Here is a 26,618-nt window from a genome sequence, read left to right on the forward strand (position 1 = left end):
TCCTCTCAGATCCGGAACGGGAAGGCATAGGTGTGCACCGCGACGCTCTCGCGGCCCTCGGTGTCGCCTGCGGCGTCGGCGGCCTGGCCGCGCTCGTCGTACCGGCCGAGCAGGGCGAGCATCTCCTGGTTCAGTTCGGCCAGTTCGTCGGCCGTGAGCCGCAGGTGGGACTCGGAGGACTCGGCGGCCCGGTTCCACTCGGGGCCCCAGTGGGTGCGCTCGTCGAGCCAGCGCCGGTACATGTCCGTGCGCTGCTCGGCGAAGAGCCTGCTCGCCGCCGTGTGTGCGGCGGCCTTCTCGGGTGCGTCGCGGAAGTCCTCGTCGTGGATGCGCACCCCGTCCGAGGCGGGCTGCCACCAGCGTTCCCGGCCGTCCGCGCTGCGCGGCTCGGCCTCCTCGATGAGCCCGTGCTCGGCGAGCTTGCGCAGGTGGTAACTGACCAGCGACACCGCTTCGTCGACCTGTTCGGCGAGCTGTGAGGCGGTGGCGACCTGGGCGATCGTCAGCCCTCGGAACAGCCGCATCCGCAGGGGGTGGGCGAGCGCCTTGAGCGTGCCCAGGTCCGTGATCCTGCGGTCCCTCTCCCTGTCCGTCATGCCTTGACCGTAAGTGCAAAAGAAAAGTTGCGCAATTAGTTTTGCGCAACTTCTCTTTCGTATCTGCCCATGAGAAGGCCCCGGTCACCTCAGGGGCGACCGGGGCTCAGTCCCGTGTCAGCGGACGGGGTGCCCCGCCCCCCGCAACGCGTCCTTCACCTCGCCGATCCGCAGATCCCCGAAGTGGAACACCGACGCGGCCAGCACGGCGTCCGCCCCCGCCTCGATGGCCGGCGCGAAGTCGGCGAGCCTGCCGGCGCCGCCGGAGGCGATCACCGGGACCGTCACGTGCTTGCGCACGGCACGGATCATCTCCAGGTCGTAGCCGTCCTTGGTGCCGTCGGCGTCCATCGAGTTGAGGAGGATCTCGCCCGCGCCCAGCTCGGCCGCGCGGTGCGCCCACTCCACGGCGTCCATGCCGGTGCCCTTGCGGCCGCCGTGGGTGGTGACCTCGAAGGCGCCTTCGGCGGTACGCCGTGCGTCCACCGAGAGGACCAGCACCTGCCGGCCGAAGCGCTCGGCGATCTCCCGGATGAGGTCCGGACGCGCGATGGCCGCCGTGTTGACGCCCACCTTGTCCGCGCCCGCGCGCAGCAGCTTGTCCACGTCCTCGGCGGTGCGGACGCCGCCGCCGACCGTCAGCGGGATGAAGACCTGCTCGGCCGTGCGGCGCACCACGTCGTACGTCGTCTCGCGGTTGCCCGACGAGGCGGTGATGTCCAGGAAGGTCAGTTCGTCGGCGCCCTCGGCGTCGTACACCTTGGCCATCTCGACGGGGTCGCCCGCGTCGCGCAGGTTCTGGAAGTTGACGCCCTTGACGACCCGGCCGTTGTCCACGTCCAGGCAGGGGATGACTCGGACCGCCAGGGTCATGAAACCGGCTCCTCTAACGTCCTCTGAATGCTTCTATTTCCACTTCGACCAGGATGCGCGAGTCCACGAAGCCCTCCACGACGAGCAGCGTCGAGACCGGGCGCACCGTGTCGAAGAGTTCCTTGTGGGCCCGGCCCACGGCGTCCACGTCCCGCGCATGGGTCAGGTACATCCGCGTCCGGACCACGGACTCGATGTCGAGCCCGAACTCGCCGATCGCCTCGATCGCGCTGGTGAAGGCCACCTTGGCCTGCTCGTACGGGTCGCCCTCGCCGTACAGCACGTCGCCCTTGAAGGACGTCGTGCCCGCCACCAGCACACGATCGCCCGCCGCGACGGCGCGCGCGAACCCGAAGGACTCTTCCCAGGGACTACCGCTCTGCACACGCCGCACGGCATCGGACGTCATGACGACACAGCCTCCAGGGCCTCTTCCAGGGTGAACGCCTTCGCGTACAGGGCCTTCCCGACGATGGAGCCTTCGACACCGAGCGGGACCAGCTCGGCGATGGCCCGCAGGTCGTCCAGGGACGAGACACCACCGGAGGCCACGACCGGGCGGTCGGTCGCCGCGCAGACGTTCTTCAGCAGTTCCAGGTTCGGGCCCTGGAGCGTGCCGTCCTTGGCGATGTCGGTGACGACGTAGCGGGCGCAGCCCTCGCTGTTGAGGCGCTCCAGCGTCTCGTAGAGGTCGCCGCCGTCCCGGGTCCAGCCGCGGCCGCGCAGGGTCGTGCCCCGTACGTCCAGGCCCACCGCGATCTTGTCGCCGTGCTCGGCGATGACCTTGGCGACCCACTCCGGGGTCTCCAGGGCGGCCGTCCCGAGGTTCACGCGCGTGCAGCCGGTGGCGAGCGCGGCGGCCAGGGAGGCGTCGTCGCGGATGCCGCCGGACAGCTCGACCTTGATGTCCATCGCGCCCGCGACCTCGGCGATCAGCTCGCGGTTGTCGCCGGTGCCGAACGCGGCGTCCAGGTCGACCAGGTGCAGCCACTCGGCGCCGGAACGCTGCCAGGCGAGGGCGGCCTCCAGCGGGGAGCCGTAGGACGTCTCGGTGCCGGACTCGCCGTGCACGAGGCGCACGGCCTGGCCGTCGCGGACGTCGACGGCGGGGAGGAGTTCGAGCTTGGCCATGTCTCTACAGGGTTCCGATCCAGTTGGTGAGGAGCTGCGCTCCGGCGTCGCCGGACTTCTCGGGGTGGAACTGCGTGGCCCACAGGGCGCCGTTCTCCACGGCGGCCACGAAGGGCTTGCCGTGGGTCGACCAGGTGACCCTCGGCGGGGTCATCGCCGGGTTGTGGACCTCCAGCGCCCAGTCGCGGACGGCGTAGGAGTGCACGAAGTAGAAGCGCGCGTCCGCGTCCAGGCCGGCGAACAGCTCGCTGCCGGGCGCCGCGTCCACGGTGTTCCAGCCCATGTGGGGCACGACGTCGGCCTGCAACGGCTCCACCGAGCCCGGCCACTCGCCGAGGCCCTCGGTCTCGACGCCGTGCTCGATGCCGCGCGCGAACAGGATCTGCATGCCGACGCAGATGCCCATCACGGGGCGTCCGCCGGACAGCCGGCGGTCGATGATCCAGTCGCCGCGGGCTTCGGTCAGCCCCTTCATGCAGGCCTCGAAGGCGCCGACGCCCGGCACCAGCAGCCCGTCGGCGTTCATGGCCTTGTCGAAGTCACGGGTGATCTCGACCTCGGCACCCGCGCGCGCGAGGGCGCGTTCGGCCGACCTCACATTGCCGAAGCCGTAGTCGAAGACCACGACCTTCTTGGCGTCGGTCAATTCCACACCTCCAGCCTCACGACGCCCGCGAGAAGACACATCGCGGCGCCTATCGACAGCAGCACGATGAGGCTCTTGGGCATCTGCTGCTTGGCGAAGGAGATGATGCCGCCGACCAGGAAGAGGCCGACGACGATCAGGATGGTGGACAGGCCGTTCATGGGTTACAGCGCACCCTTCGTCGAGGGAAGGATGCCTGCCGCGCGCGGGTCACGCTCACTCGCGTACCTCAGCGCCCGCGCCAGCGCCTTGAACTGGCACTCCACGATGTGGTGGGCGTTGCGCCCGTACGGCACGTGCACGTGCAGCGCGATCTGGGACTGGGCGACGAAGGACTCCAGGATGTGCCGGGTCATGGTGGTGTCGTACTCGCCGATCATCGGCGCCATCTTCTCGGGCTCGGTGTGCACGAGGTAGGGGCGGCCGGACAGGTCGACGGTGACCTGGGCGAGGGACTCGTCCAGCGGGACCGTGCAGTTGCCGAAGCGGTAGATCCCCACCTTGTCGCCGAGGGCCTGCTTGAAGGCGGCGCCCAGCGCGAGGGCGGTGTCCTCGATGGTGTGGTGGGAGTCGATGTGCAGGTCGCCCTCGGTCTTCACGGTCAGGTCGAACAGACCGTGCCGGCCGAGCTGGTCGAGCATGTGGTCGTAGAAGCCGACGCCGGTCGACACATCGACCTTGCCGGATCCGTCGAGATCGATCTCGACGAGGACCGAGGTCTCCTTCGTGACTCGTTCCACGCGTCCTACGCGGTTCATGCGTTCAGCTCCTTCTTCAACTCACGTACCGCGTCGAGGAACGCGTCGTTCTCTTCGGGAGTTCCGGCGGACACCCGCAGCCATCCCGGGATGCCGTTGTCCCGGACCAGGACACCCCGGTCGAGGATCTTCCGCCAGGCCGTGTGCGAGTCCTCGAACCTGCCGAACTGCACGAAGTTCGCGTCGGACTCCACGACCTCGTACCCGGCGGCCCGCAGTTCGGCGACCAGCCGGTCCCGCTCGGACTTGAGCTGCTCGACGTACTTCAGCAGCGTGTCGGTGTGCTCCAGGGCGGCCAGGGCGGTCGCCTGGGTGACGGCCGACAGGTGGTACGGCAGCCGTACGAGCTGGACGGCGTCCACCACCGCCGGGTGCGCGGCGAGATAGCCGAGGCGCAGGCCGGCGGCGCCGAAGGCCTTCGACATCGTCCGGGAGACGACGAGATTCGGCCGACCTTCGAGCAGCGGCAGCAGCGAGTCGCCGTGGCTGAACTCGATGTACGCCTCGTCGACCACGACCATCGAGGGCTTCGCGGCCTGCGCGGCCTCGTACAGCGCGAGGACGGTCTCGCGCGGGACCGCGTTGCCCGTGGGGTTGTTGGGCGTCGTGATGAACACGACGTCGGGGCGGTGCTCGGCGATCGCCTTCCCGGCTTCGGCGACGTCGATCGTGAAGTCGTCGTTGCGCGGGCCGGAGATCCAGCCGGTGCCGGTGCCGCGCGAGATGAGCCCGTGCATCGAGTACGACGGCTCGAAGCCGATCGCCGTGCGGCCCGGTCCGCCGAAGGTCTGCAGAAGCTGCTGGATGACCTCGTTGGAACCGTTCGCCGCCCAGACGTTGGCGAGGCCGACCTCGTGGCCGGACGTGTCCGTCAGGTACTCGGCGAGCCGGGTGCGCAGCTCGACCGCGTCCCGGTCCGGGTAGCGGTTGAGGTTGCGGGCCGCCTCACGCACGCGCTCGGCGATCCGCTCGACCAGCGCATCGGGCAGCGGGTAGGGGTTCTCGTTGGTGTTCAGCCGTACGGGGACGTCCAACTGGGGCGCGCCATAGGGGGACTTGCCGCGCAGCTCGTCCCGTACGGGGAGATCGTCGATGCCTGTCACTTGCCTTCTGGAACCTTCCAACCGAACCGAGCCTTGACCGCCGCGCCGTGCGCCGGCAGGTCCTCCGCCTCCGCCAGCGTCACCACGTGATGCGCGACCTCGGCCAGCGCGTCCCGCGTGTAGTCGACGATGTGGATGCCGCGCAGGAAGGACTGGACGGACAGGCCCGAGGAGTGACACGCGCAGCCGCCGGTGGGCAGGACGTGGTTGGAGCCGGCGGCGTAGTCGCCGAGCGAGACCGGCGCCCAGGGCCCGATGAAGATCGCGCCGGCGTTGCGCACGCGGTCCGCCACGGCGGCTGCGTCGGCGGTCTGGATCTCCAGGTGCTCGGCGCCGTACGCGTCGACGACCTTCAGGCCCTCGTCGACGCCGTCGACCAGGACGATCGCGGACTGCCGGCCCTTGAGGGCGGGCACGATCCGGTCGTCGATGTGCTTGGTGGCCGCGACCTGCGGCTCCAGCTCCTTCTCGACCGCGTCCGCGAGCTCGACGGAGTCGGTGACGAGGACGGCGGCGGCCAGCGGGTCGTGCTCGGCCTGGCTGATCAGGTCGGAGGCGACGTGTACGGGGTCGGCGGTGGAGTCGGCCAGGATCGCGATCTCGGTCGGGCCCGCCTCGGCGTCGATGCCGATCTTGCCGGTGAAGTAGCGCTTGGCGGCGGCGACCCAGATGTTGCCGGGGCCGGTGACCATGTTGGCGGGCGGGCACGACTCGGTGCCGTACGCGAACATCGCGACGGCCGTGGCGCCGCCGGCGGCGTACACCTCGTCGACGCCGAGCAGCGCGCACGCGGCGAGGATCGTCGGGTGCGGGAGACCCCCGAACTCGGCCTGGGCGGGCGAGGCGAGCGCGACGGACTCGACGCCGGCCTCCTGGGCCGGGACGACGTTCATGATCACGGAGGACGGGTAGACGGAGCGACCGCCGGGCGCGTACAGCCCGACGCGGTCGACCGGCACCCACTTCTCGGTCACCGAGCCGCCCGGCACGACCTGGGTCGTGTGCGTCGTACGACGCTGCTCGCGGTGGACGAGACGGGCGCGGCGGATGGACTCCTCCAGAGCCGCGCGCACGGCCGGGTCGAGCTCCGCGAGTGCCTTGTCGAGGGCCTCGGCGGGCACCCTCACCTGGTCGAGCCTGACCCCGTCGAACTTCTCCGCGAAGTCGATCAGCGCCGCGTCGCCCCGATGATGCACGGCCTCGCAGATCGGACGCACCTTCTCCAGGGCGGCCGAGACGTCGAAGTCGGCTCGGGGCAGCAGGTCGCGCAGGGCGGGTCCCTCGGGAAGGGCGTCGCCGCGCAGATCGATTCGGGAGATCACGGGTGCAATTCTCTCAGACCCGGGTCCAGCGTCGTTCGCGCGTATCAATGGCTGATACAGACCGCCGCCGGAACCCGGAAGATCCTCTTCACGTCTAGCGTTCGGGGCGTCACGCAGCGGGCATGAACGGTTGTACTAAACCCGCGAGTAGCTGAGGGGGATGGGCGAAAAGTGACCGAACGGGGCGGTCTCCGCGACGGGGACCTGCCGGACGACCTGCCGAACGACCTGACACCCGCAGAGCTCGGCATGTGGCAGGCCTTCCGCAACGGCAGCGTGTACGACCTGAGCAGCGGCGACACGGTCGTCGACGACCCGCACGGCGGGCATCCCTGGGGCCCGGACCGGACCGTGCGCGCGCGGATCATCTGCTGGCTGCTGCTGGACGGGCCGCCCGCCCTCGCGGGCCGGGTGTCCTCGCTGAAGCTGGTCGGCGTGCGGATCAGCGACCCGATGGACCTCGCGGGCGGCACGGTGGTGCCGTACGTCGAGCTGCGCGGCTGCCGCTTCGACCGGGAGATCCTGCTGCCGGAGGCCCGCTTCACGACCGTACGGCTCGTGGACTGCGCGGTGCCGCGCCTGGAGGCGGCGCGGGTGCACACCGAGGGCGACCTGCATCTGCCGCGCTGCCGGTTCCACAACGGCGTACGGCTCACCGACGCCCACATCGGCACGGATCTGCTGCTCAACCAGGCGATCGTCTACCGCGACCGCAGCGGCCGCTCGATCGCCGCGGACGGCATCAGCGTCGGCCAGGACCTCCAGGCCGAGATGCTGGAGTCGCACGGCGAGCTGAGCCTGCGCGGCGCCACCATCGGCGTGTCGCTGAGCCTGCGCGGCGCCCGGCTGGTCAACCCGTACACGCGGCTCGCACTGAACGCGCCCCAGCTCACCGTCGGGCGCACGCTGTACATGACCCCGGCCGGCGTCGGCAGTCCGATGCTGAGCGGCCGCACCCCCGCGCGCGGGACGCGCATCCAGCGGTTCGCATGCCAGGGCGGGGTGCGGCTGGACGACGGGCGGTTCGGGGACGCGGTCGACCTGGAGCGGGCCCGGTTCACCTTCACCGACGAGCAGGAGCTGTCGCTGCGCCGCATCCAGACGCCCGAGCTGCGCTTCCTCGGGGAGCGGCCGGAGCGCGGCGGGGTGGTGCTGTCGGGGGCGCGGATCGTCAACCTGATGGACCGCGCGGACGCCTGGCCGGAACCCGGGCTGCTGCACATGAGCGGCTTCACCTACGAGAACCTCGTGCCGCGCGGCCCGTTCCCGCTGGAGCGGCGGCTGCAGTGGGTGGCCGCCGCGACCGCCGAGTACAACCCGGAGCCGTACGAGCGCCTCGCCTCGGTGCTGCGGGCCGGCGGCGAGGACGAGGACGCGCGTGAGGTGCTGCTCGCCAAGCAGCGCCGTCGGCGCGAGACGCTGCCGCCGGCGGCCAAGCTGTGGGGCTACGCACAGGACTGGATGGTCGCCTACGGATACCGGCCCGGCCGGGCCGCGGTGTGGATGGCAGTGCTGTGGGCGGCGAGCTCGGTGGCGTTCGCCCATGCCGACCATCCGCCGATCAAGGGCGGCGAGCATCCGGCCTGGAACCCTCCGCTGTTCGCCCTCGACCTGCTGCTTCCCGTCATCGACCTGGGCCAGGTCGGGTTCTGGCAGCTCAGCGGGGCCTGGCAGTGGCTGGCCGCGGCGATGATCCTGCTCGGCTGGATCCTGGCGACGACCGTGGCGACGGGAGCCACGCGCATGCTGCGGCGGAACTGACCCGCGACGGCGGTGGGATCGGTGGGATCGGTGGGATCGGTGGGATCGGTGGGACCACTGAGTCGATGACTTAGATGTCCGGACAGTTGTTGAACCGTTGGCCTTTACCCGTTCTTGACCTGTGGGCGTACAACTTTCGACGTCTTGGCCGTTCCCTCTGGCGCGGCGTGACCAGCGGACTTTCAATGGTCGACACCATGGCTCTGATGCTTCCGTTCGGCCGTGCGTCCCGGACGACAAGAACCGCGGAGAACCCCGCCGTCGCACTCCCCGCCGACGACGAGGTGCTTCTCGACGCACCCGACGACCGGCTCGGCCCCGCGCTGGTCGCGGCCGGGCGCGGCGAGTACGAGCCCGCCGCCGCACTGCTCGCCCACACGCGGCAGCGGGCGGAGTGGGAGTACCGCGACCGCTACACGCTGCACCTAGCGGCCTTCGCGCACTCGCGGCCGGAGTGGCTTCAGACCTGGTACGCGGCGGCCCCGCAGGACCCGGACGCAACTCTGATCAGGGCCCAGCTCGCGGTGGACCGCGCCTGGGGCTCACCGGCCCGGGCCGAGGTGCTGCGCGGGGTGAGCCCGCTCATCACCGCCGCCGCACGCACCGACGACCGCGACCCGGTGCCCTGGCGGATCGCCCTGGACCACGCGCGCGGCTCACGCGCCGGCCACACCTACTTCGGGGAGCTGTGGGAGGCGGCGCTGCGGCGCGCCCCGCGCCACTACGGCTGCCATGTGGCGGCCCTGCGCTACCTGGCGTCCTCCTGGCACGGCTCGCACCGCGAGTGCCTGGACTTCGCCGACCGAGCCGCGCAGGACGCCCCCGCCGACTCCCTCGTACAGGCGCTGCCGACCCGGGCCGTCCTCGCCTACCTGGACGACGAGTGCGGTCCGGGCGTGCCGCGCGAGCGGCTGGACGCGGCTGCCGACCGGGCCGTCGCGCTGTCCGCCCGGTTCCCGGCGGCCGACCTGTGGCCGGGCGCGATCCGCAACAAGCTGACGTACGTGCTGGTGCGGCTGGGCCGCTGGGAGGACGCCCTGGAGCAGCTCACACTGATCGGGCCGTACGCCACCTCCTTCCCGTGGGGCAGGCTCTCGGACGATCCGCTGGGCCGGTTCCTGGAAATGCGCGACGAGGTACGGCGACGGGCGGCCGCCTCCGCCGCGCCGGGGGCCGGCGGCGGACATCCACACAGTGGGCGCGGCGGACGCGTTCACTCCGGCGACCACTAGGCTTTGGCGCCGTGACCGTCCGCCTTCCGCTGTTTCCCCTGAACTCGGTGCTGTTCCCGGGACTCGTGCTGCCGCTCAACATCTTCGAGGAGCGGTATCGCGCCATGATGCGCGAGCTGCTGAAGACTCCCGAGGAGGAGCCGCGCCGTTTCGCCGTCGTGGCGATCCGCGACGGCCACGAGGTGGCCCCCAGCGCCCCCGGCATGCCCGACCCCACGGCGCTGCCCGAGCGCGGGCCCGCCGCGGGCTTCGGCCCGGACCCGGTCAAGGCCTTCCACGGGGTGGGCTGTGTGGCGGACGCGGCGACGATCCGGGAGCGGGCCGACGGCACCTTCGAGGTGCTGGCGACGGGAACGACACGGGTGCGGCTGGTGTCGGTGGACGCCTCGGGCCCGTTCCTGACGGCGGAGCTCCAGGAGCTGGAGGAGGAGCCGGGCGACGAGGCGGGGGCGCTTGCCGAGGGCGTGCTACGCGCGTTCCGGCAGTACCAGAAGCGTCTGGCGGGCGCCCGTGAACGTTCCCTGTCCACGGGGGCCGAGCTGCCCGACCAGCCCTCGGTGGTCTCCTACCTGGTGGCGGCCGCGATGATGCTCGACACCCCGACGAAGCAGCGCCTGCTCCAGGCCCCGGACACCGCGTCCCGGCTGCGCGACGAGCTGAAACTCCTTCGCACCGAGACCTCGATCATCCGTAGCCTGCCCTCGCTGCCGTCGTCGGACCTGACGCGCGGCCCGACGAGTCTCAACTGACGCACGACCTCTGGGGAACCGGCCACCATGGCGAAGAAGTCGAAGAAGAACCAGCAGCAGGCGGGCGGCACTCCCGCGACGGTCGCCCTGACGGCCGCGGGCGTCGCCTACTCCGTCCACTCCTACGACCACGACCCCGCCCACCCCTCGTACGGCGAGGAGGCCGCTCAGGCGATGGGCGTGTCTCCTGACCGGGTCTTCAAAACACTGGTGGCGGACGTGGACGGCAGCCTGACCGTGGCGGTGGTTCCGGTGGCCGGGCAGCTCGACCTCAAGTCCCTGGCGTCGGCGGTCGGCGGCAAGCGCGCGGCGATGGCCGACCCGGCCCTCGCGGAACGCACCACGGGCTATGTGCGCGGCGGCATCTCCCCACTGGGCCAGCGCAAGAAGCTCCGCACGGTCCTGGACGCCTCGGCCTCCGCCCACGCCACGATCTGCGTCTCGGCGGGCCGTCGCGGCCTGGAGGTGGAGCTGGCCCCCGAGGACCTCGCGAAGCTCACGGAAGCGGTCCTCGCGCCCATCGGGCGTGCGTGACCTCTCGACGGCGGGGGTGTCCTCGGTTAAGTACGAGGGACATGTCGAAGAAAACGCGGAAACGAAAGTGGCGCATCAAGAAGGGCCGCTCGAACCACGGACGCCGCCCGGCATGACGATCCACCGGCCCGGGGGGCCACGGCCCCCTGGGCATCCCGGACCCTAGGCCTGCGGTGCCCCGTACGGGTCCTTCGGCTGCACCTGCGGCGGGTGCTGCTGATACGGGTCCGCGTCCCGGGGCCCGAACAGCGCCGTCAGCCCGAGGTGGACGACCAGCGCGGCCAGCGGCCAGGCCAGCAGCGCGCCCTTTGCCCCCAGCTTCAGCGGCGCGGAGAACGCGACGCCCTTGCCCGCCTCCTTGGCGTGGGCGATCACGTCCTGCGTGGGCCCGAGCCGCACCCCGAGCCACCAGGCCAGCAGCGCCCCGAGGAACCCCCCGACCGCCAGCCCGATCACCAGCGGCACGCCTCCGCGCCGCCGCCACAGGAACACGGCGACCGCACTGACCAGGCCGAACGCCAGCGCGAGCAGAGTGAACGTTCCGTCCACCCCGATGGCCTGCTCCCCCTCGGAGTCCTTGAAGTAGACGACCCAGCTCTTGTCGACGACGTCGCCGACCAGCGGCACGCTCGGCGCCAGCCACCACCACAGCACGCCGAGCAGCGCGCCGAAGAGCGCCACCACCACCGTGACGATTGCGGCTTCTCGCAGTTCGGTCTTCATTCCGGGACCGTCCTGTTCGTACGAGCCATACATGCCGTACGGGCCGGGAGAGCCAGGATGGCCCGGTATCCCGCCCGGGGCACCGGATATGGCGTCATGCGGCGGCACGGCGGCCGCGTGCCGGGCAGCGGGCTGCTGCCACCCCCCGTTCGGGGACGGTTCACGCGGCGGCGGTGGAGGAGTCAGCGGAGCGGTCACTCTGCCATCGTGCCAGGCGTCTCTGTGCGGCGCGTCACCGGACGGCCGCCCGACGGTACGCCCAGGTGGCCACGGCCAGCGAGACGACGCCGACGACCCCGCACACGGCCAGGTCTGCGAGTACGAACGCCCAGTCCGGCCGCTCCCCGAAGGTCCGCGCGAACGCCTCCACGCCGTACGTCGAGGGCAGCAGGTCCCGCGCGAAGCGCACCGCCTCCGGCATCCGGTCGGCCGGCAGCACGCCCAGCAGCAGGGCCGCCGACATGCCGAGCTGGCCGAGCAGCGTGGCCAGTTCGGGGCGCGGGGCGAGCAGCCCGAGTGCCGCCCCGAGTCCGGCGAGCGCGGCCCCGGCCAGCGGGATCACCGCGATGAGCACCCACAGATGCGCCATCGGCAGCCCGAAAAGCACGCATCCGAAGACGGCGGTCACCACGGTCCCCGGCACGGTGAAGGACGCGTACGCCCCGGCCGCCCCCAGCACCACCGCGGCCGGCGGCACCGGCAGGGTGGCGTAGTGGTCGAGCCCGCCGCTGGCCCGCAACTGCCCGAAGTACTGCGCGAGCAGGTTCAGCGCGACGAAGGCCACGACGAGCACCGCCGAACCGGCGACCACGGCCTGAGCCTCGGCGCCGCCGTCGACGACCCCGCGCATCAGGATCATGATCCCGATCGACTGGAAGGTCGCCACGAACAGCAGCGGGATGCGCGCGACCCGGGCCCGGGACAGTTGCGCCCGGTACACGGCGCACAGCGACGGCCACAGCCGCGCACGCGGCCCGAGCTCGGCCGCGGCCCGGCCGGCCGTCTCGTCCACGGCCAGGGCGCTGCCCGGCAGAACCTCGGCGGGTACGACACTCACGTGGCGCTGCTCCCTTTCACACGGAGGATCACTCGGGAGGTGGCCCTGTTCCGTACGGCGTTGTGTACGGATACGGCGGTCTGCCTGCTCACGCCTTCACCAACCCCTGCTGCGCGGCCCCGCCCAGCGACAGATAGACGTCCTCCAGGCTCGGCGTGGCGAGCGTGAAGTCGTCCAGCGCGGCGAAGGCGGCCCCGCCGGTGACGGTGGCCACGACCGCGCGGGCCTCCTCGGGGGCGAGCCGCAGCGTCCAGCGGCGCCCGGACTCGACGACCCGGTCCTGGAGCGCGGCGACCTCGGGCACGTCCAGCGGCGCCCGGTCCCGCCACAGCAGCTCGACCCGGACCTCGCCGGCGACGCGTTCCTTGAGCCCGGACGGCGTGTCGCAGGCGATCACCCGGCCCCGGTCGAGCACGGCGACCCGGTCGAGCACGGTCTCGGCCTCGATGACGTTGTGGGTGACGAGCAGCACGGTCGTGCCGTACTCGGCCCGGCGCCGGTCCACGGCCGACCAGACGGACCGCCGCGCCACCGGGTCCATCGCGGTGGTCGGCTCGTCGAGCACGAGCAGCGGCCGCTCCCCCACCAGCGCGGCGGCGAAGCAGGCGAGCCTGCGCTGGCCGCCGGACAGCTTCCTGATCGGACGCCCGGCGAGCGGCCCGAGGCCCAGCTCGTCGAGCACGGCGTCGCGTTCGTCGCGGGCCCGGCGTGCGTCCAGGCCGCGCAGCCGCCCGGTCGTCTCGGCGGCGAGCGACACGGTCAGGTCGTCGAGGGCGGTCGACTCCTGCCCGAGGTAGGCGAGGATGCGCGCGGCCCGCTCGGGGTGGCGCACGATGTCGTGGCCGAGGATCTCGACGCTGCCGGCGTCGGGCCGCATCAGCCCGGTGAGCTGCCGTACGAGGGTGGTCTTGCCGGCGCCGTTGGGGCCGAGCAGCCCGAAGATCTCGCCGCGCCGGATGTCCAGCCGTACGTCGTCGGTGGCGCGCACCTCGGGAGTCCCGGGCGCCCCGCGTCGTGCGCGCACGGCCGGATAGGTCTTGGTCAGCCCGCGCACGGCACACACGACCTCACCATCGTGCCGAAATGCCTGTGCCGCGCGCTTACTCACAAGGGACGAGACTACGGGGTCCACAGGTCCGATCCGCCCTCGGGTCGTCCACTCGGCACAAACCGACAGCTCGCGGGCACAAATCTCCCGGTGCCGATAAATCCACCGCAACGGCGCTCAACCGGGGCGGCACCGGGAGGAAGTCACTCTCCCACCGGAGCGTGTTCCGCGGCCGTCCGCACATCGATCTCGCGCCAGAACCCGGCCCGGATCGCGTACCGGTCGTGCTCGTCGATCTGGTCGTCCTTGTGCGCGAGGAGCCCGAACCGGGCCGCGTAGCGCAGCAGCTCGCCGTCGATCCGGTGCGGAATCCGCGGATACATCCCGGACAGCCGCTGGAGATGGCCCTGATCCCCGAGCCGCTCCATCCACCGCCGGGCGAAGACCTGCCCCACCTCGTACGGATCGCCGCCGACCGTGGTGATGTCCTCCTCGCGGTCGGCCCATCGCTGCTCCGCCGTGGTCAACTGCGCCAGCGTCGGCATGGACGCGGCCTCGGCCGGCTCGGCCGCGACACCGGGCCGGTCGACCCACCCTTTGTCGGAGGACCAGCGCAGCGTCGCGTTCGGCGGGTGCTGGGCCGGCTGGACGCCGGGGGCGCGCAGGGCGGCGAGATCCTTCGGCGTGGGCACGCCCTTGGGCGCCGGAACCCGCTCCTGGGTGCCGTTCTCCGAGGCGGTGGCCGGCGCGGCGTGCTCGACCTCCGCGGGGGGCCGCTCGGTCGCCGCGCCGAGCGCGGAGTCGGGCAGCGGCGCGGACAGGATCGCGGCGATCTCCGGCCGGGGCACGGGCGGCGGCGCGCACACCCCGCTGAGCTCCTTGGCGCGTACGGCCTTGGTGATCCACGTACGGTCCAGCACGCGCCGTTCGTCGGCCTCGGCGACCAGATCCTCGGACTGGTTGTAGTCACCGTCGGCGGCCTGCACCGCCCACAGGTGTACGGCGACGCCGTGCTCCTTGGCGGCCATCATGCCCGGCAGGAGATCACCGTCCCCGGTCACCAGCACCACGTCGGAGCAGGCGCGGTTGCGGGCCAGCTCGGTGAGCTCGGCGTGCATCGCGGCGTCCACGCCCTTTTGCGCCCAGCGGCCGTCGCTGCGGGTCAGGGCGCCGAGCCGGACGGTGACCCGGGGCATCACGCGCAGCCTGCGGTGCTCGGGCTGGGGAACGCGGTCGGGGGCGCCGTCGAACCAGTAGATCCGCAGCAGGGGCTGCTGGGTGTCGGACTCGGCGCGTTCGCGCAGCCCCTGGATGAGGGCGGTGTGGTCGACCGTGATCCGGGACCGGGAGGGTTCCCCGGCGAGCAGGCTGGCGGCGGCCCCCAGCAGATACCCGGCGTCCACCAGGACGATGCAGCGGTCCACGCGACTCACCCTCTTCCCGGGAGGTTTGCTTTGGGCTTCCTTCGAGTCTGCCCGACCGCGCGGGGGTTAACGGGCCGAACTCGATCTTCGGCGTGGCGTTTCGGGGTATCGGACCCGCGGCGCGCCATTCCTCACGCCCCGACAACCGCTGTCACACACGGTAATTATCCGAAATGCGTTCTTTATCAGCCTATGTGAATCTGGTCCCGGCCCTGGCCCCTAGTCCCCACAGGAGGCAGATCACCATGGCCAAGAACAAGAAGCAGGACCGGAAGCAGCCGCAGTCCGAACGTGCTCAGCAGCAGGCGCAGCGCTCCTCGATGGAGGCGCAGACCGAGCAGCACATGCCGCAGGTGACTCCCGCCGACATGGCACGCAAGGGCAAGCAGAAGCGCTTCGGCCACAACTGACATACGCATGACGGGCTGTTGCAGCCCGGGCACACGAAGAGGGGCGCACCCGACGCGCGGGGTGCGCCCCTCTCGCACGACTCGGCTCAGCCGGCCAGGCAGGACGGCCCGAGCAGCACCTTCAGGTCACCGAACAGCGCCGGGTCGGGCTTCACCCGGTGCCGGTCCAGCCGTAGAACCGTTGTCTTCGTCGGGCCCTGGAGCTTGATCCGGACCTCGCTGTCGCCCTTGTGGTGGCTGAGGATCTCGCCGAGCCGGTTCACCATCGGCGGGGTGACCCGGGTGGCCGGGATGGTGAGGATCACCGGCGCGTTGGTGCCCGCGTTGGACAGGTCGGGGACCTGGAGCTCCATCGCGACCAGCCGCGGCACGTCCTCACGCTTGTCGAGGCGGCCCTTGACGAACACCACGGCGTCCTCGACGAGTTGGGTCGACACGAGCTGGTACGTCGCCGGGAAGAACATGCACTCGATGGAACCGGCGAGGTCCTCGACGGTGGCGATGGCCCAGGCGTTGCCCTGCTTGGTCATCTTGCGCTGCAGGCCCGAGATGATGCCGCCGATGGTGACGACCGCGCCGTCCGCGTGCTCACCGCCGGTGAGTTGGGCGATGCCCGCGTCGGCCTTGTCGGACAGCACATGTTCCAGGCCGAAGAGCGGGTGGTCGGAGACGTACAGACCGAGCATCTCCCGCTCCTGGGCGAGCAGATAGGTCTTGTCCCACTCGTCGTCGGTGAAGACGACGTCGAGTCCGAAGCCGGGCTCGTTGCTCTCCTCCTCGCCCATGCCGCCGAAGAGGTCGAACTGGCCCTCGGCCTCCTTGCGCTTGACCGCGACCACGTTGTCGATCATCGGCTCGAAGTGCGCGGTGAGGCCCTTGCGGGTGTGCCCCAGGCTGTCGAACGCGCCCGCCTTGATCAGCGATTCGGTGGTGCGCTTGTTGCACGCGGTCGCGTCGACCTTGTCGAGGTAGTCGGGGAAGGAGGCGTACTTGCCCTTGGCCTTGCGGCTCTTGATGATCGACTCGACGACGTTGGTGCCGACGTTGCGCACGGCCTCCAGGCCGAAGAGGATCACGTCGTCGCCCTGGGCTGCGAAGTTGTGGACCGACTCGTTGACGTTCGGCGGGAGCACCTTGATGCCCATGCGCCGGCACTCGTTCAGGTAGACGGCCGACTTGTCCTTGTCGTCCTTGACGGAGGTCAGAAGGGCGGCCATGTACTCGGCGGGGTGGTTCGCCTTGAGGTAGGCCGTCCAGTACGACACCAGGCCGTACGCGGCGGAGTGCGCCTTGTTGAACGCGTAGCCGGCGAAGGGGACCAGCACGTCCCACAGGGCCTGGATGGCCTCGTCGCTGTAGCCCTTGTCGCGGGCGCCCTTCTGGAAGAGGACGAAGTTCTTCGCCAGCTCGTCGGGCTTCTTCTTGCCCATCACGCGGCGCAGGATGTCGGCCTCGCCGAGCGAGTACCCGGCGATGATCTGGGCGGCCTTCTGGACCTGCTCCTGGTAGACGATCAGGCCGTAGGTGACGGCCAGGACCTCTTCGAGAGGCTCCTCCAGCTCCTTGTGGATCGGGGTGATCTCCTGGAGCTTGTTCTTGCGCAGGGCGTAGTTGGTGTGCGAGTCCATGCCCATCGGGCCCGGACGGTACAGCGCCGACACGGCGGAGATGTCTTCGAAGTTGTCGGGCTTCATCAGGCGCAGCAGTGAGCGCATCGGGCCGCCGTCGAACTGGAAGACGCCGAGGGTGTCGCCACGCTGGAGCAGTTCGAAGGTCGTCGGATCGTCGAGCGGCAGGGCCAGCAGGTCGAGGTCGATGCCCTTGTTGGACTTCACCATCTTGACGGCGTCGTCCATGATCGTCAGGTTGCGCAGGCCGAGGAAGTCCATCTTCAGCAGGCCGAGCGACTCGCACTGCGGGTAGTCCCACTGCGTGATGGTCACGCCGTCCGTGTGCCGCACCCAGATCGGGGCGTGGTCGACGATCGGCTCGCTGGACATGATCACGCCGGCGGCGTGCACGCCCATCTGCCGCACCAGGCCCTCGACGCCCTTCGCGGTGTCGATGACCTTCTTGACGTCCGGTTCGTTCTCGTACATCCCCCGGATCTCGCCCGCCTCGCTGTAGCGCGGGTGCGAGGGGTTGGTGATGCCGTCGAGGTCGATGCCCTTGCCGAGGACGTCGGCGGGCATCGCCTTGGTGAGGCGGTCGCCCATCGCGTACGGGTAGCCCAGCACGCGCGCGGAGTCCTTGATGGCGTTCTTCGCCTTGATCTTGCCGTAGGTGCCGATCATGGCGACCTTGTCGGCGCCGTACTTCTCCGTCACGTACCTGATCACCTCGACGCGCCGACGCTCGTCGAAGTCGATGTCGACATCGGGCATCGAGATGCGCTCGGGGTTGAGGAACCGCTCGAAGATCAGGCCGTGCGGGATGGGGTCGAGGTCGGTGATGCCCATGGCGTAGGCGACGATCGAACCGGCCGCGGAGCCTCGGCCGGGGCCGACCGCGATGCCCTGGCTCTTGGCCCACATGATGAAGTCGGCGACCACGAGGAAGTAGCCCGGGAAGCCCATCGAGATGATGGTGTCCATCTCGTACTCGACCTGCTTCATACGGTCGTCCGGGATGCCGCCCGGGAAGCGGCGCTCCATGCCGCGCATGGTCTCCTCGCGGAACCAGGTGACCTCGGTGTAGCCCTCGGGGATGTCGAACTTCGGCATGAGGTTCTTCGCCTCGAACATGCCGGTGGTGTCGACCATCTCGGCGACCAGGAGCGTGTTGGCGCACCCCTCCTGCCAGGCGTCCGAGGAGTCGATGGCGTACATCTCGTCCGTGGACTTCAGGTAGTAGCCGGTGCCGTCGAACTTGAAGCGGTCCGGGTCGGAGAGGTTCTTGCCGGTCTGGATGCAGAGCAGGGCGTCGTGGGCGGTCGCCTCGTGCGCGTACGTGTAGTGCGAGTCGTTGGTGACCAGCGGGGGGATGCCGAGCTTCTTGCCGATCTCGAGCAGGCCGTCGCGGACCCGGTGCTCGATCTCGATGCCGTGGTCCATCAGCTCCAGGAAGTACCGGTCCTTGCCGAAGATGTCCTGGTAGTCGGCCGCCGCCTTCAGGGCCTCGTCGTACTGGCCGAGGCGCAGCCTGGTCTGGAGCTCGCCGGAGGGGCAGCCGGTGGAGGCGACGATCCCCTCGGACCACTGGGAGATCGTCTCCTTGTCCATGCGGGGCCACTTCTGCAGCCAGCCCTCGGCATAGGCGTCGGAGGAGAGCTTGAAGAGGTTGTGCAGGCCGGTCTTGTTCACGGCCCACATCGTCTTGTGGGTGTAACCACCCGAACCGGAGACGTCGTCCCGCTTCTGGTGTGGTTGCCCCCACTGGATCTTGCGCTTGTTGCGCCGGGACTCGGGGGCGACGTACGCCTCGATCCCGATGATCGGGGTGACTCCGGCCTTCTTCGCGGTGTGGAAGAAGTCGTACGCCCCGTGGAGGTTGCCGTGGTCGGACATGGCGATGTGCGTCATGCCCATCTCGTTGCACGCGTCGAACATGTCCTTCAGCCGCGCGGCACCGTCCAGCAGCGAGTACTGGGTGTGGACGTGCAGGTGCGTGAACGGCGGCTTTGACACGGCTTGGCCTCCATGGAAAACGCTCGGTGACAGGCGGACGGACACTTCTGGGGACAGCGTCGAAGTCTATGCCTCGGCACTGACACTCGCGGGGCTCCCCCGCGTACCTTCACAGCGAGGGCCGCGGGCACTTTCCGGTCGGCCCGCCCGTTGGATACGACAGAAACGCTGTCGTACACATGCACCAGGAGGCACCCAGCGATGTCGGTCCCCCAGCTCAACGACGAGCAGCGCGGCGACGAGATCCTCGCGGTCTTCGACACCGCCTTCGGCGAGCTCCTGGCCGCCGATCCGGCCGCGTTCCGCGTGAAGTTCCGGAAGATGGCGGCCTCGGCCTTCGCGTTCTACCGCGGCACGGCGTGCCTCTTCTACCACGACCTGGACGCCGAGAAGCGCGGCGGCCCGTACCTGGACGAGCGCACCTCGCGCGTGTGGATCCACGGCGACCTGCACGCGGAGAACTTCGGCACGTACATGGACGCCAACGGCCGGCTGATCTTCAACGTCAACGACTTCGACGAGGCCTACGTCGGCCCCTTCACCTGGGACCTCAAGCGCTTCGCCGCCTCCATCGCCCTCGTCGGGTACGCCAAGGCGTTCGGCGACGACCAGATCAGCGAGCTCGTGGGGATCTACGCGGGCGCCTACCGCGAGCGCGTGCACGCCCTGGCCACCGGCGCCAAGAGCGACGAGGTACCGCCGTTCACGCTGGACACCGCCCAGGGCCCGCTCCTGGACGCTCTGCGCGACGCCCGCGCGCTGACCCGCTTCGGGCTGCTGGACTCCATGACGGAGATCCGTGACTTCGAGCGCCGCTTCGCCGCCGGCGGCGGCTCCATCGAGCTGGACGCGGCCACCCGCTACAAGGTCCTCGCCGCCTTCGACGGCTACCTGGAGACGCTGCCTGACGCGTCCCTTGCCCGCCCGGACTCCTACCGGGTCAAGGACGTCGTCGGCCGCCGCGGCATCGGCATCGGCTCGGCCGGGCTGCCGTCGTACAACATCCTGCTGGAGGGCCACACCGACGCCCTCGAGAACGACGTCGTGATCTACATCAAGCAGGCCCAGACCCCGGCCGTCTCCCGGCACATCACGGACCAGGCCCTGCGCGACTACTTCCAGCACGAGGGCCACCGCACGGTGATCTCCCAGCGTGCCCTTCAGGCGCACGCCGACCCGTGGCTGGGCTGGACCGAACTGGACGGCGCGGGCCAGCTCGTCGCCGAGGTCTCGCCGTACGCGGTGGACCTGGACTGGGGCGACATCGACGACCCGGAGGAGATCGCGTCGGTCGTCGCCGACCTCGGCCGGGCCACGGCCACGATGCACGCCGCGGCGGACGACACCTCCGGCGAGTCCCTGGTGCCGTTCTCCACCGAGCGTGCCATCGACGCGGCCATCGCGGCCGACGAGGACGGCTTCGCGGAGCTCCTGGTCGACTTCGCGCACGGCTACGGCGCCCGCGCGCGTGCCGACCACCAGATCTTCGTGGACCTGTTCCGCAACGGCCGGATCCCGGGTCTGTGACGGACAGGCCACTCACGGTCGCTCCCCGGCCATTCACAGGCACCCTTTAGGGGTCTCTTACAGGAGCACGTGACACACTCTCCACCGCTATGGACATATCCGGGACCCAGTTGCGAGCCGTACGCGCGGCGCTCTTCACGGCATTCGTCGTGACACTGAGCACCGCGTCGCACGTGCTGCTGTCCCGGGCACCCCTGCCGCTGAACACGGTGACCCTGCTCACGGCCACCGTGTTCGTCCTCGCCTACGCCCTGGCCGGGCGCGAGCGGACCTTCGGCCGGATCGCCGCCTTGTTGATCCCGCTGGAGCTGGCCGCCGACACCGTCCTCACCACCGGCCAGCACGTCTGTTACGGCAGGGCGGGCGGCCCGGTCGCCGGCCCGCTGGCCTCGGTCGGCTGGGACGTCCTGTGCGGCGACGGCACCCAGGTCGGCACCCCGCTGGCGCAGGTCACCGGCACCGACCCGGACCGGCTCGGCGGTCTCCTCGGCCATGTCGACCCGGCCACCGCCTGGCTCCTGCTCGGCGCCCACATCGGCGTCGGCCTCCTCGCCGCGGCCTGGCTGCGCCGCGGCGAGCGGGCCCTGGCCCAGTTGCTGAGCGCGGTCGCGGCGACCACGTTCCGGCCGCTGCTCACGGCGGTCGCCGCGGTGACGGTCCGGACGACCGCCCCGGCCCGCCGCCTGCCGCGCCCCACCGACCGTACGGCCGCCGCCCGCAGCCGCCTCCTCGTGCACTCCCTGGGACGACGTGGACCGCCTCGCTCCCCCGCCTTCACCTGCGCGTGACCAGCGTCCGTCCGACGCGCGTGAACGGCGACCGAGCAGCACAGCCCACCCATACGTATCCCGCACACGACGTGTGCGTGTCCCCATGGAGATCACCAACATGAGCAAGCGGAACAGCCAGGCCGCGAAGACGGCGGCCCGGGAGCGGCTGCGCATCGAGCGCGAGCGCGAGGCGAAGCGGGCGAAGGTCAAGCGACAGCTCATCGTCGCCGGCTCCATCGTCGGCGTCCTGGCGATAGCCGGCGGCATCAGCTACGCGGTCGTCCAGGCCAACAAGCCCAGCCAGTGGGAGGCCGTACTGGACCAGAAGGTCGTCGCACCCGCCAACACCTCGGGCGAGAACGGCACCACCGTGGTCATCGGCAAGAGCAGCGCGAAGAAGACCCTGAAGCTGTACGAGGACCCGCGCTGCCCGATCTGCGCCTCGTTCGAGCAGACCGTCGGCTCGACCGTCAAGAAGGGCTACGACGAGGGCAAGTACAAGATCCAGTTCATCGGCGGCACCTTCCTGGACGGTGACACCGACAAGGACGGCAAGCTGGAGATCGGTTCCCGGGGCGAGGGCTCCAAGAACGCGATGAGCGCCCTCGGCGCCGCCCTGAACGTCAGCCCCGAGGCCTTCCTGGAGTACAAGGAGGCCCTCTACTCGGCGAAGTACCACCCCGAGGAGTCGGAGGACAAGCTCAAGAGCGACGACTACCTGATCGAGGTGGGTGACTCCGTCGACGCCCTCAAGAACAACAAGAAGTTCCAGGACGCCGTGAAGAACGGCACGTACGACGCGTGGGCGCTGGCCATGTCCCACACGTTCAACACGAACAAGGACGACGTCAACGGCACGCCGAGCCTCGTCATGGACGGCAAGAAGCTCACCGGGGCGGACGGCAAGAACGCCCCGATGACGGTGCCCGACTTCAACAAGGCGATCGAGACCGCCCTCAAGGGCTGAATCGAACCTTCAGAGGAAGAGCGGGCGAACTTTTGTGAGTTCGCCCGCTCTTGTTCATACCAGTCAGTAACCTGATCGGCTGTGACCAGTCGATACAGATCACCAGAGCAGCACAACTCCCTCGCCCCTCGCCGCCGTACGGTCGTCAAGGCCGCGGCGGCGACGGCTGTCCTGGCGGGTCCGCTCGCCGCGGCGCTGCCCGCCGGTGCCGCCGAAGCGGGCCCCGCCTTCCTGCACGGCGTCGCCTCCGGTGACCCGCTGCCCGACGGCGTCCTGCTGTGGACCCGGGTGACGCCGACCGCCGAGGCGACGCCCGGCTCCGGGATCGGGCGTCCCACCGAGGTCAGTTGGGTCGTCGCCCGGGACAAGGCGCTGACGAACATCGTCGCCAAGGGCTCGACCACCGCGACCGCCGCCTCCGACCACACGGTGAAGGCGGACATACGCGGCCTGGAGCCGGCCACCGACTACTGGTTCCGCTTCTCGGCCGGCGGCACGGACTCCCCGGTGGCGCGCACCCGCACCGCGCCGGCGGCGAACGCCTCCGTCGCCGGCCTGCGCTTCGGCGTGGTCTCCTGCGCCAACTGGGAGGCCGGCTACTTCGCCTCGTACCGCCACCTCGCCGCCCGCGGTGACCTGGACGCCTGGCTGCACCTCGGCGACTACATCTACGAGTACGGCACCGGCCAGTACGGCACGCGCGGCACCGTCGTACGGCAGACGGAGCCCGCGGGCGAGATCCTCACGCTCGCCGACTACCGCGGCCGGCACGGCAAGTACAAGACGGACCCCGATCTCCAGGCGCTGCACACGAAGGCGCCCGTCATCGCGATCTGGGACGACCACGAGATGGCCAACGACGCCTGGTCGGGCGGTGCCGAGAACCACACCGAGGGCGCCGAGGGCGCCTGGGCCGCGCGTCAGGCCGCCGCCAAGCAGGCGTACTTCGAGTGGATGCCGGTGCGTCCGGCCATCGCCGGCACCACCTACCGGCGGCTGCGCTTCGGCAAGCTCGCCGACCTCTCCCTGCTGGACCTGCGTTCCTTCCGCTCGCAGCAGGTCAAGGTCGGCAACGGCGACGTCGACGACCCGGACCGCACCCTCACCGGCCGCGCCCAACTGGACTGGCTGAAGGCGGGCCTGAAGTCCTCCGACACCACCTGGCGGCTGGTCGGCAACTCGGTGATGATCTCGCCGTTCGCGATCGGCTCCCTCTCCGCGGACCTGCTCAAGCCGCTGGCCAAGCTGCTGGGCCTGCCGCAGGAGGGCCTCGCCCTCAACACCGACCAGTGGGACGGCTACACGGACGACCGCCGCGAGCTGCTCGCCCATCTGCGCTCGAACGCGATCCGCAACACCGTGTTCCTGACCGGCGACATCCACATGGCGTGGGCCAACGACGTGCCGGTGGACGCCGGTACCTACCCGCTGTCCGCCTCCGCCGCCACGGAGTTCGTCGTCACGTCGGTCACCTCCGACAACCTCGACGACATCGTGAAGGTCCCCGAGGGAACCGTCTCCGCGATCGCCTCGCCGATCATCAGGGCCGCCAACCGCCACGTCCACTGGGTCGACACCGACCGCCACGGCTACGGCATCCTGGACATCACGGCCGACCGCGCGCAGATGGACTACTACGTCCTGTCCGACAAGACCAAGCAGGACTCCGGCGCGTCCTGGGCGCGTTCGTACCGCACGCGCAGCGGCACGCAGAAGGTCGAACGCACCTACGACCCCGTGTGACCCTGTGACGGACTACCGGAGGGTTTCGAGGAAGCCGAGCGCCACCCGCCAGGTGGCCTCGGCGGCCTCCTCGTCGTAGTCCGGCAGTTCGGGATCGGTGTAGAGGTGGCCCGCCCCGGCGTATCTGTACACCTCGACGTCGGCGCCCGCTCTGCCCATCTGGAGATACCAGGCGCTCAGCCAGTCGTCTGTCTCAAACGGGTCCGGCTCGGCCACATGGAGCTGCACCGGCAGCTCGTCCACCGAGGCACCGGCCGCGATGTCCGACGTGCCGTGCAAAAGCAGCAGTCCGCGCGCCTTCTCGTCACCGAGCCCGAGGGTCTGGGCGATGGAGGCGCCGAGCGAGAACCCGGCGTAGACCAGCCCCCGCTCCGAGTAGGGCGCGGCGGCGAGCACGGCTCGCTTCAGCAGCTCGTCCTTGCCGATCCGCTGGTTGAACTCCATGCCCTCCTCGACCGTGTCGAACGTGCGGCCCTCGAACAGGTCCGGCGTCCACACCTCGTGTCCGGCGGCACGCAGCCGGTCCGCGGCCTGCTGCACGGCGGGCCTGAGGCCATAGGTCGAGTGAAACAGCATGATGTTCATGAGGCCATGGTGCCAGCCGGGTACGACAGTGCCGTGACCACCGCCTCACCGTCGCGCATGTTCACGACCCCCCTCGGCTGGTTACGTTCTGAGGCATGGAGACCGTACTCCGACCGCTGATCGTGATCGGTGGCTCGGTGCTGCTCACCCTGATCATCGGGTGGGCCACCGACCGCCTCATGTGCAAGGCCGACGAACGCCACAGTGAGACACCGCTGTGGGGTCTGCTGCGCCAGGCCCGCGTTCCCTACCAGCTCGTGCTGTGCACGGCCCTGCTCAGAGGGTCCTACGACGAGGCCGAGCTGTTCCAGGAGAACCGGGTCGCGATCGGCAGGGTGCTGACGCTGGTGCTGATCGGGGCGGCGGCCTGGCTGGCGATCCGGATCGCGGCGGCCGTCGTGGAGACGACGTACAGCCGCTATGCCCGGGTGCACCGCGATCCGGCCCGGGTCCGCAGGGTGCGCACCCAGGTGACGTTGATCATGCGTGTGGTGTCCGCGGTCGTCGGCGTGGTCGCGGCTGCGTCGATGCTGCTGACGTTCCCGGCGATGCGCGCGGCCGGTGCCTCGCTGCTGGCCTCGGCCGGCATCCTCGGCATCGTCGCCGGTGTCGCGGCCCAGTCGACGCTGAGCAACATGTTCGCCGGGCTCCAGATCGCCTTCGGCGACATGGTGCGCATCGGGGACACCGTCGTGGTGGACGACGAGTGGGGCACCGTCGAGGAGATCACCCTGACGTTCCTGACGGTGCGGACCTGGGACGAGCGCCGGATCACGATGCCCGTGTCGTACTTCACGTCGAAGGCGTTCGAGAACTGGTCGCGCGGCGGCGCCCAGATGACCGGCACCGTCTTCCTCCATCTCGACCACTCGGCACCGCTGGAGGCCATGCGCGAGCAGCTCCGGGACATCCTGCGCGAGTGCCCGGCATGGGACGGCCGCGACTACGGCCTGGTCGTCACCGACTCCACGCACAGCACGATGGAGGTGCGGGCCCTGGTCACGGCGAAGGACGCGGACGACCTGTGGACGGTCCGGGTCACGGTGCGCGAGCGGCTGATCCGCTGGCTGGCCGAGCGCCACCCGTACGCGCTGCCGCGCGTCAACGCGGCGGACGCTGCCCTGCCGCCCGGCTTTCCCGTCCCCGGCCGTCTCCCGGGCGCCCGCCGCACCCACCAGCACGACCACCAGCCGGCGGCCCGCCCGGACCGCCCCTGACCGCCCGCCGACCGCACCTGATCGCCGGCCGACCGTCCGCGACCACTGCCGGCCGTCCCTGACCGGCTCAGTGGCCGCGCTCGGCCCCTCCGTTGACCTGGATGATCTGCGAGGTGATGTGCCCGGCGCCGTGGGACGCCAGCCAGTGCAGGGTCGCGGCGACGTCCCCCGGCGCACCGGACCGCCCGGTCGAGGTCTCCGCGACGAGCCTCGCCCGCCGCTCCTCGTCCATCCCGTCGCCGAAGAACTCGGTGTCCTCGACATAGCCGGGCGCGACCACGTTCACGGTGATCCCGCGCGGCCCCAACTGCCGGGCCAGATCGTGGGCGTACGGGTGCAGCGCGGCCTTGGACGCCGCGTACGCCCCGCTGCCGGACCCCCGGAAGGCGGCGATGGAGCTGAGGAACAGCACCCGCCCGCCGGGGTCCGCGAGCCGGTCCTTCAGGGCCTCGGTGAGCAGGGCCGCGGTCAGGGTGTTGAGACCGAAGTTCAGGGTCCAGTTGTGCAGGACGACGTCGAGGGGCTCGTCGCTGTCCACCTCGGGCTCACGGTGCCCGGAGCCACCCGCGCTGTGGATCAGTACGTCCACGGTGCCGAGCTCCGACGCCACGAACCGCTCCACACCCCGCACCCCGCGCGGCCTGCTCAGATCCGCCGCGTAGGTGAGGGCGCCCGGCACGCCGGCCTGCTCCAGCACCTCGGCACGTCTGCCGAGCAGCAGCACCCGGTCCCCGTCCGCCGCGAAGAGCTGCGCCGCCGCGAGCCCGATTCCCGTACCGCCTCCACTGATCACCACGTTGCGAGCCATGATCAGAT

26 protein-coding genes are annotated in these 26,618 nt (G+C 70.5%); 10 read left to right on the top strand and 16 right to left on the bottom strand.

The window, feature by feature from the left end:
• Window positions 1-5 precede the first annotated feature (5 nt).
• The 9 genes from ACZ69Q_RS24550 to hisD form a co-directional block, all read right to left on the bottom strand.
• Window positions 6-596: an ArsR/SmtB family transcription factor gene (locus ACZ69Q_RS24550; protein ID WP_471045438.1), complete on the bottom strand. Its 591-nt coding sequence runs from the start codon at window positions 594-596 to the stop codon at window positions 6-8.
• Window positions 597-713: 117 nt separating this feature from the next.
• Window positions 714-1,469, bottom strand: coding sequence for an imidazole glycerol phosphate synthase subunit HisF (hisF, locus tag ACZ69Q_RS24555; protein WP_471045441.1), 756 nt, complete (start codon window positions 1,467-1,469; stop codon window positions 714-716).
• Between the two features lie 13 nt (window positions 1,470-1,482).
• Window positions 1,483-1,878 (bottom strand): RidA family protein, encoded by a 396-nt coding sequence (locus ACZ69Q_RS24560; protein ID WP_471045444.1) that lies wholly within the window; start codon window positions 1,876-1,878, stop codon window positions 1,483-1,485.
• A complete protein-coding gene (priA, locus tag ACZ69Q_RS24565) occupies window positions 1,875-2,600 on the bottom strand; it encodes a bifunctional 1-(5-phosphoribosyl)-5-((5-phosphoribosylamino)methylideneamino)imidazole-4-carboxamide isomerase/phosphoribosylanthranilate isomerase PriA (RefSeq protein ID WP_471045445.1) in 726 nt (241 codons plus the stop codon). Before priA ends, ACZ69Q_RS24560 begins: the two co-directional genes overlap by 4 nt.
• A gap of 4 nt (window positions 2,601-2,604) precedes the next feature.
• A complete protein-coding gene (gene hisH / locus ACZ69Q_RS24570) occupies window positions 2,605-3,246 on the bottom strand; it encodes an imidazole glycerol phosphate synthase subunit HisH (protein WP_471045600.1) in 642 nt (213 codons plus the stop codon).
• On the bottom strand, window positions 3,243-3,407 hold the full coding sequence (locus ACZ69Q_RS24575; RefSeq protein ID WP_471045446.1) for a hypothetical protein: 165 nt from the start codon (window positions 3,405-3,407) through the stop codon (window positions 3,243-3,245). Before ACZ69Q_RS24575 ends, hisH begins: the two co-directional genes overlap by 4 nt.
• A gap of 3 nt (window positions 3,408-3,410) precedes the next feature.
• On the bottom strand, window positions 3,411-4,004 hold the full coding sequence (gene hisB / locus ACZ69Q_RS24580) for an imidazoleglycerol-phosphate dehydratase HisB (RefSeq protein WP_471045448.1): 594 nt from the start codon (window positions 4,002-4,004) through the stop codon (window positions 3,411-3,413).
• Window positions 4,001-5,107, bottom strand: a complete 1,107-nt coding sequence (locus tag ACZ69Q_RS24585) for a histidinol-phosphate transaminase (protein ID WP_471045451.1) — start codon at window positions 5,105-5,107, stop codon at window positions 4,001-4,003. Before ACZ69Q_RS24585 ends, hisB begins: the two co-directional genes overlap by 4 nt.
• Window positions 5,104-6,429 (bottom strand): histidinol dehydrogenase, encoded by a 1,326-nt coding sequence (gene hisD / locus ACZ69Q_RS24590; RefSeq protein ID WP_471045453.1) that lies wholly within the window; start codon window positions 6,427-6,429, stop codon window positions 5,104-5,106. The genes ACZ69Q_RS24585 and hisD overlap by 4 nt, the downstream gene beginning before the upstream one ends.
• A 171-nt stretch (window positions 6,430-6,600) precedes the next feature.
• On the opposite strand from hisD, the gene ACZ69Q_RS24595 reads away from it, so the two are divergent.
• From ACZ69Q_RS24595 to ybaK, 4 genes are all read left to right on the top strand, one after another.
• On the top strand, window positions 6,601-8,190 hold the full coding sequence (locus ACZ69Q_RS24595) for an oxidoreductase (protein ID WP_471045456.1): 1,590 nt from the start codon (window positions 6,601-6,603) through the stop codon (window positions 8,188-8,190).
• A gap of 185 nt (window positions 8,191-8,375) precedes the next feature.
• On the top strand, window positions 8,376-9,422 hold the full coding sequence (locus tag ACZ69Q_RS24600) for a hypothetical protein (RefSeq protein WP_471045459.1): 1,047 nt from the start codon (window positions 8,376-8,378) through the stop codon (window positions 9,420-9,422).
• Between the two features lie 11 nt (window positions 9,423-9,433).
• Window positions 9,434-10,171 carry an LON peptidase substrate-binding domain-containing protein gene (locus ACZ69Q_RS24605; RefSeq protein ID WP_471045461.1) on the top strand — a complete coding sequence of 246 codons (738 nt, stop codon included), beginning with the start codon at window positions 9,434-9,436 and terminating at the stop codon, window positions 10,169-10,171.
• Window positions 10,172-10,198: 27 nt separating this feature from the next.
• Entirely contained in the window at window positions 10,199-10,705 is a 507-nt protein-coding gene (ybaK, locus tag ACZ69Q_RS24610; RefSeq protein WP_471045463.1) for a Cys-tRNA(Pro) deacylase, read from the top strand.
• A gap of 162 nt (window positions 10,706-10,867) precedes the next feature.
• Here the strand turns inward: ybaK and ACZ69Q_RS24615 are convergent, their stop codons facing one another.
• The 4 genes from ACZ69Q_RS24615 to ACZ69Q_RS24630 all read right to left on the bottom strand — a co-directional run bounded on the left by ACZ69Q_RS24615 (window position 10,868) and on the right by ACZ69Q_RS24630 (window position 14,957).
• Window positions 10,868-11,626, bottom strand: coding sequence for a hypothetical protein (locus tag ACZ69Q_RS24615; protein WP_471045466.1), 759 nt, complete (start codon window positions 11,624-11,626; stop codon window positions 10,868-10,870).
• A gap of 34 nt (window positions 11,627-11,660) precedes the next feature.
• Window positions 11,661-12,485, bottom strand: a complete 825-nt coding sequence (locus tag ACZ69Q_RS24620; RefSeq protein ID WP_471045468.1) for an ABC transporter permease — start codon at window positions 12,483-12,485, stop codon at window positions 11,661-11,663.
• Between the two features lie 88 nt (window positions 12,486-12,573).
• A complete protein-coding gene (locus tag ACZ69Q_RS24625) occupies window positions 12,574-13,548 on the bottom strand; it encodes an ABC transporter ATP-binding protein (protein ID WP_471045470.1) in 975 nt (324 codons plus the stop codon).
• Window positions 13,549-13,736: 188 nt separating this feature from the next.
• Window positions 13,737-14,957: an NYN domain-containing protein gene (locus tag ACZ69Q_RS24630; RefSeq protein WP_471045471.1), complete on the bottom strand. Its 1,221-nt coding sequence runs from the start codon at window positions 14,955-14,957 to the stop codon at window positions 13,737-13,739.
• Between the two features lie 245 nt (window positions 14,958-15,202).
• On the opposite strand from ACZ69Q_RS24630, the gene ACZ69Q_RS24635 reads away from it, so the two are divergent.
• Window positions 15,203-15,367 carry a hypothetical protein gene (locus tag ACZ69Q_RS24635; protein WP_383416903.1) on the top strand — a complete coding sequence of 55 codons (165 nt, stop codon included), beginning with the start codon at window positions 15,203-15,205 and terminating at the stop codon, window positions 15,365-15,367.
• 86 nt (window positions 15,368-15,453) lie between these two features.
• Here ACZ69Q_RS24635 and dnaE read toward each other — a convergent pair whose 3' ends face one another.
• Window positions 15,454-18,993: a DNA polymerase III subunit alpha gene (gene dnaE / locus ACZ69Q_RS24640; protein WP_471045474.1), complete on the bottom strand. Its 3,540-nt coding sequence runs from the start codon at window positions 18,991-18,993 to the stop codon at window positions 15,454-15,456.
• 201 nt (window positions 18,994-19,194) lie between these two features.
• Between dnaE and ACZ69Q_RS24645 the strand changes: the two genes are divergently transcribed.
• From ACZ69Q_RS24645 to ACZ69Q_RS24660, 4 genes are all read left to right on the top strand, one after another.
• Window positions 19,195-20,520 (top strand): DUF2252 domain-containing protein, encoded by a 1,326-nt coding sequence (locus tag ACZ69Q_RS24645; RefSeq protein ID WP_471045476.1) that lies wholly within the window; start codon window positions 19,195-19,197, stop codon window positions 20,518-20,520.
• Window positions 20,521-20,609: 89 nt separating this feature from the next.
• On the top strand, window positions 20,610-21,308 hold the full coding sequence (locus tag ACZ69Q_RS24650; protein ID WP_471045478.1) for a hypothetical protein: 699 nt from the start codon (window positions 20,610-20,612) through the stop codon (window positions 21,306-21,308).
• 100 nt (window positions 21,309-21,408) lie between these two features.
• Window positions 21,409-22,257: a thioredoxin domain-containing protein gene (locus ACZ69Q_RS24655; protein ID WP_471045479.1), complete on the top strand. Its 849-nt coding sequence runs from the start codon at window positions 21,409-21,411 to the stop codon at window positions 22,255-22,257.
• Window positions 22,258-22,338: 81 nt separating this feature from the next.
• Window positions 22,339-24,000: an alkaline phosphatase D family protein gene (locus ACZ69Q_RS24660; protein ID WP_471045480.1), complete on the top strand. Its 1,662-nt coding sequence runs from the start codon at window positions 22,339-22,341 to the stop codon at window positions 23,998-24,000.
• 12 nt (window positions 24,001-24,012) lie between these two features.
• On the opposite strand, the gene ACZ69Q_RS24665 is transcribed toward ACZ69Q_RS24660, so the two are convergent.
• Window positions 24,013-24,585 (bottom strand): dienelactone hydrolase family protein, encoded by a 573-nt coding sequence (locus tag ACZ69Q_RS24665; RefSeq protein WP_471045483.1) that lies wholly within the window; start codon window positions 24,583-24,585, stop codon window positions 24,013-24,015.
• A 95-nt stretch (window positions 24,586-24,680) separates the two neighbouring features.
• Between ACZ69Q_RS24665 and ACZ69Q_RS24670 the strand changes: the two genes are divergently transcribed.
• The gene (locus tag ACZ69Q_RS24670) at window positions 24,681-25,802 is read left to right on the top strand and encodes a mechanosensitive ion channel family protein (protein WP_471045485.1); all 1,122 of its coding nucleotides are present in this window, start codon (window positions 24,681-24,683) and stop codon (window positions 25,800-25,802) included.
• A 67-nt stretch (window positions 25,803-25,869) separates the two neighbouring features.
• Here ACZ69Q_RS24670 and ACZ69Q_RS24675 read toward each other — a convergent pair whose 3' ends face one another.
• Window positions 25,870-26,610 carry an SDR family NAD(P)-dependent oxidoreductase gene (locus ACZ69Q_RS24675; RefSeq protein ID WP_471045487.1) on the bottom strand — a complete coding sequence of 247 codons (741 nt, stop codon included), beginning with the start codon at window positions 26,608-26,610 and terminating at the stop codon, window positions 25,870-25,872.
• Between the last annotated feature and the right edge of the window lie 8 nt (window positions 26,611-26,618).

The organism is Streptomyces sp. NPDC036764, from assembly GCF_055609385.1.

Coding starts and splice junctions, on each gene's coding strand:
- ACZ69Q_RS24550 (WP_471045438.1), bottom strand. CDS start 596: ATGACGGACAGGGAGAGGGACCGCAGGATCACGGACCTGGGCACGCTC.
- hisF (WP_471045441.1), bottom strand. CDS start 1,469: ATGACCCTGGCGGTCCGAGTCATCCCCTGCCTGGACGTGGACAACGGC.
- ACZ69Q_RS24560 (WP_471045444.1), bottom strand. CDS start 1,878: ATGACGTCCGATGCCGTGCGGCGTGTGCAGAGCGGTAGTCCCTGGGAA.
- priA (WP_471045445.1), bottom strand. CDS start 2,600: ATGGCCAAGCTCGAACTCCTCCCCGCCGTCGACGTCCGCGACGGCCAG.
- ACZ69Q_RS24575 (WP_471045446.1), bottom strand. CDS start 3,407: ATGAACGGCCTGTCCACCATCCTGATCGTCGTCGGCCTCTTCCTGGTC.
- hisB (WP_471045448.1), bottom strand. CDS start 4,004: ATGAACCGCGTAGGACGCGTGGAACGAGTCACGAAGGAGACCTCGGTC.
- ACZ69Q_RS24600 (WP_471045459.1), top strand. CDS start 8,376: ATGGTCGACACCATGGCTCTGATGCTTCCGTTCGGCCGTGCGTCCCGG.
- ybaK (WP_471045463.1), top strand. CDS start 10,199: ATGGCGAAGAAGTCGAAGAAGAACCAGCAGCAGGCGGGCGGCACTCCC.
- ACZ69Q_RS24635 (WP_383416903.1), top strand. CDS start 15,203: ATGGCCAAGAACAAGAAGCAGGACCGGAAGCAGCCGCAGTCCGAACGT.
- ACZ69Q_RS24645 (WP_471045476.1), top strand. CDS start 19,195: ATGTCGGTCCCCCAGCTCAACGACGAGCAGCGCGGCGACGAGATCCTC.
- ACZ69Q_RS24650 (WP_471045478.1), top strand. CDS start 20,610: ATGGACATATCCGGGACCCAGTTGCGAGCCGTACGCGCGGCGCTCTTC.
- ACZ69Q_RS24655 (WP_471045479.1), top strand. CDS start 21,409: ATGAGCAAGCGGAACAGCCAGGCCGCGAAGACGGCGGCCCGGGAGCGG.
- ACZ69Q_RS24665 (WP_471045483.1), bottom strand. CDS start 24,585: ATGAACATCATGCTGTTTCACTCGACCTATGGCCTCAGGCCCGCCGTG.
- ACZ69Q_RS24670 (WP_471045485.1), top strand. CDS start 24,681: ATGGAGACCGTACTCCGACCGCTGATCGTGATCGGTGGCTCGGTGCTG.
- ACZ69Q_RS24675 (WP_471045487.1), bottom strand. CDS start 26,610: ATGGCTCGCAACGTGGTGATCAGTGGAGGCGGTACGGGAATCGGGCTC.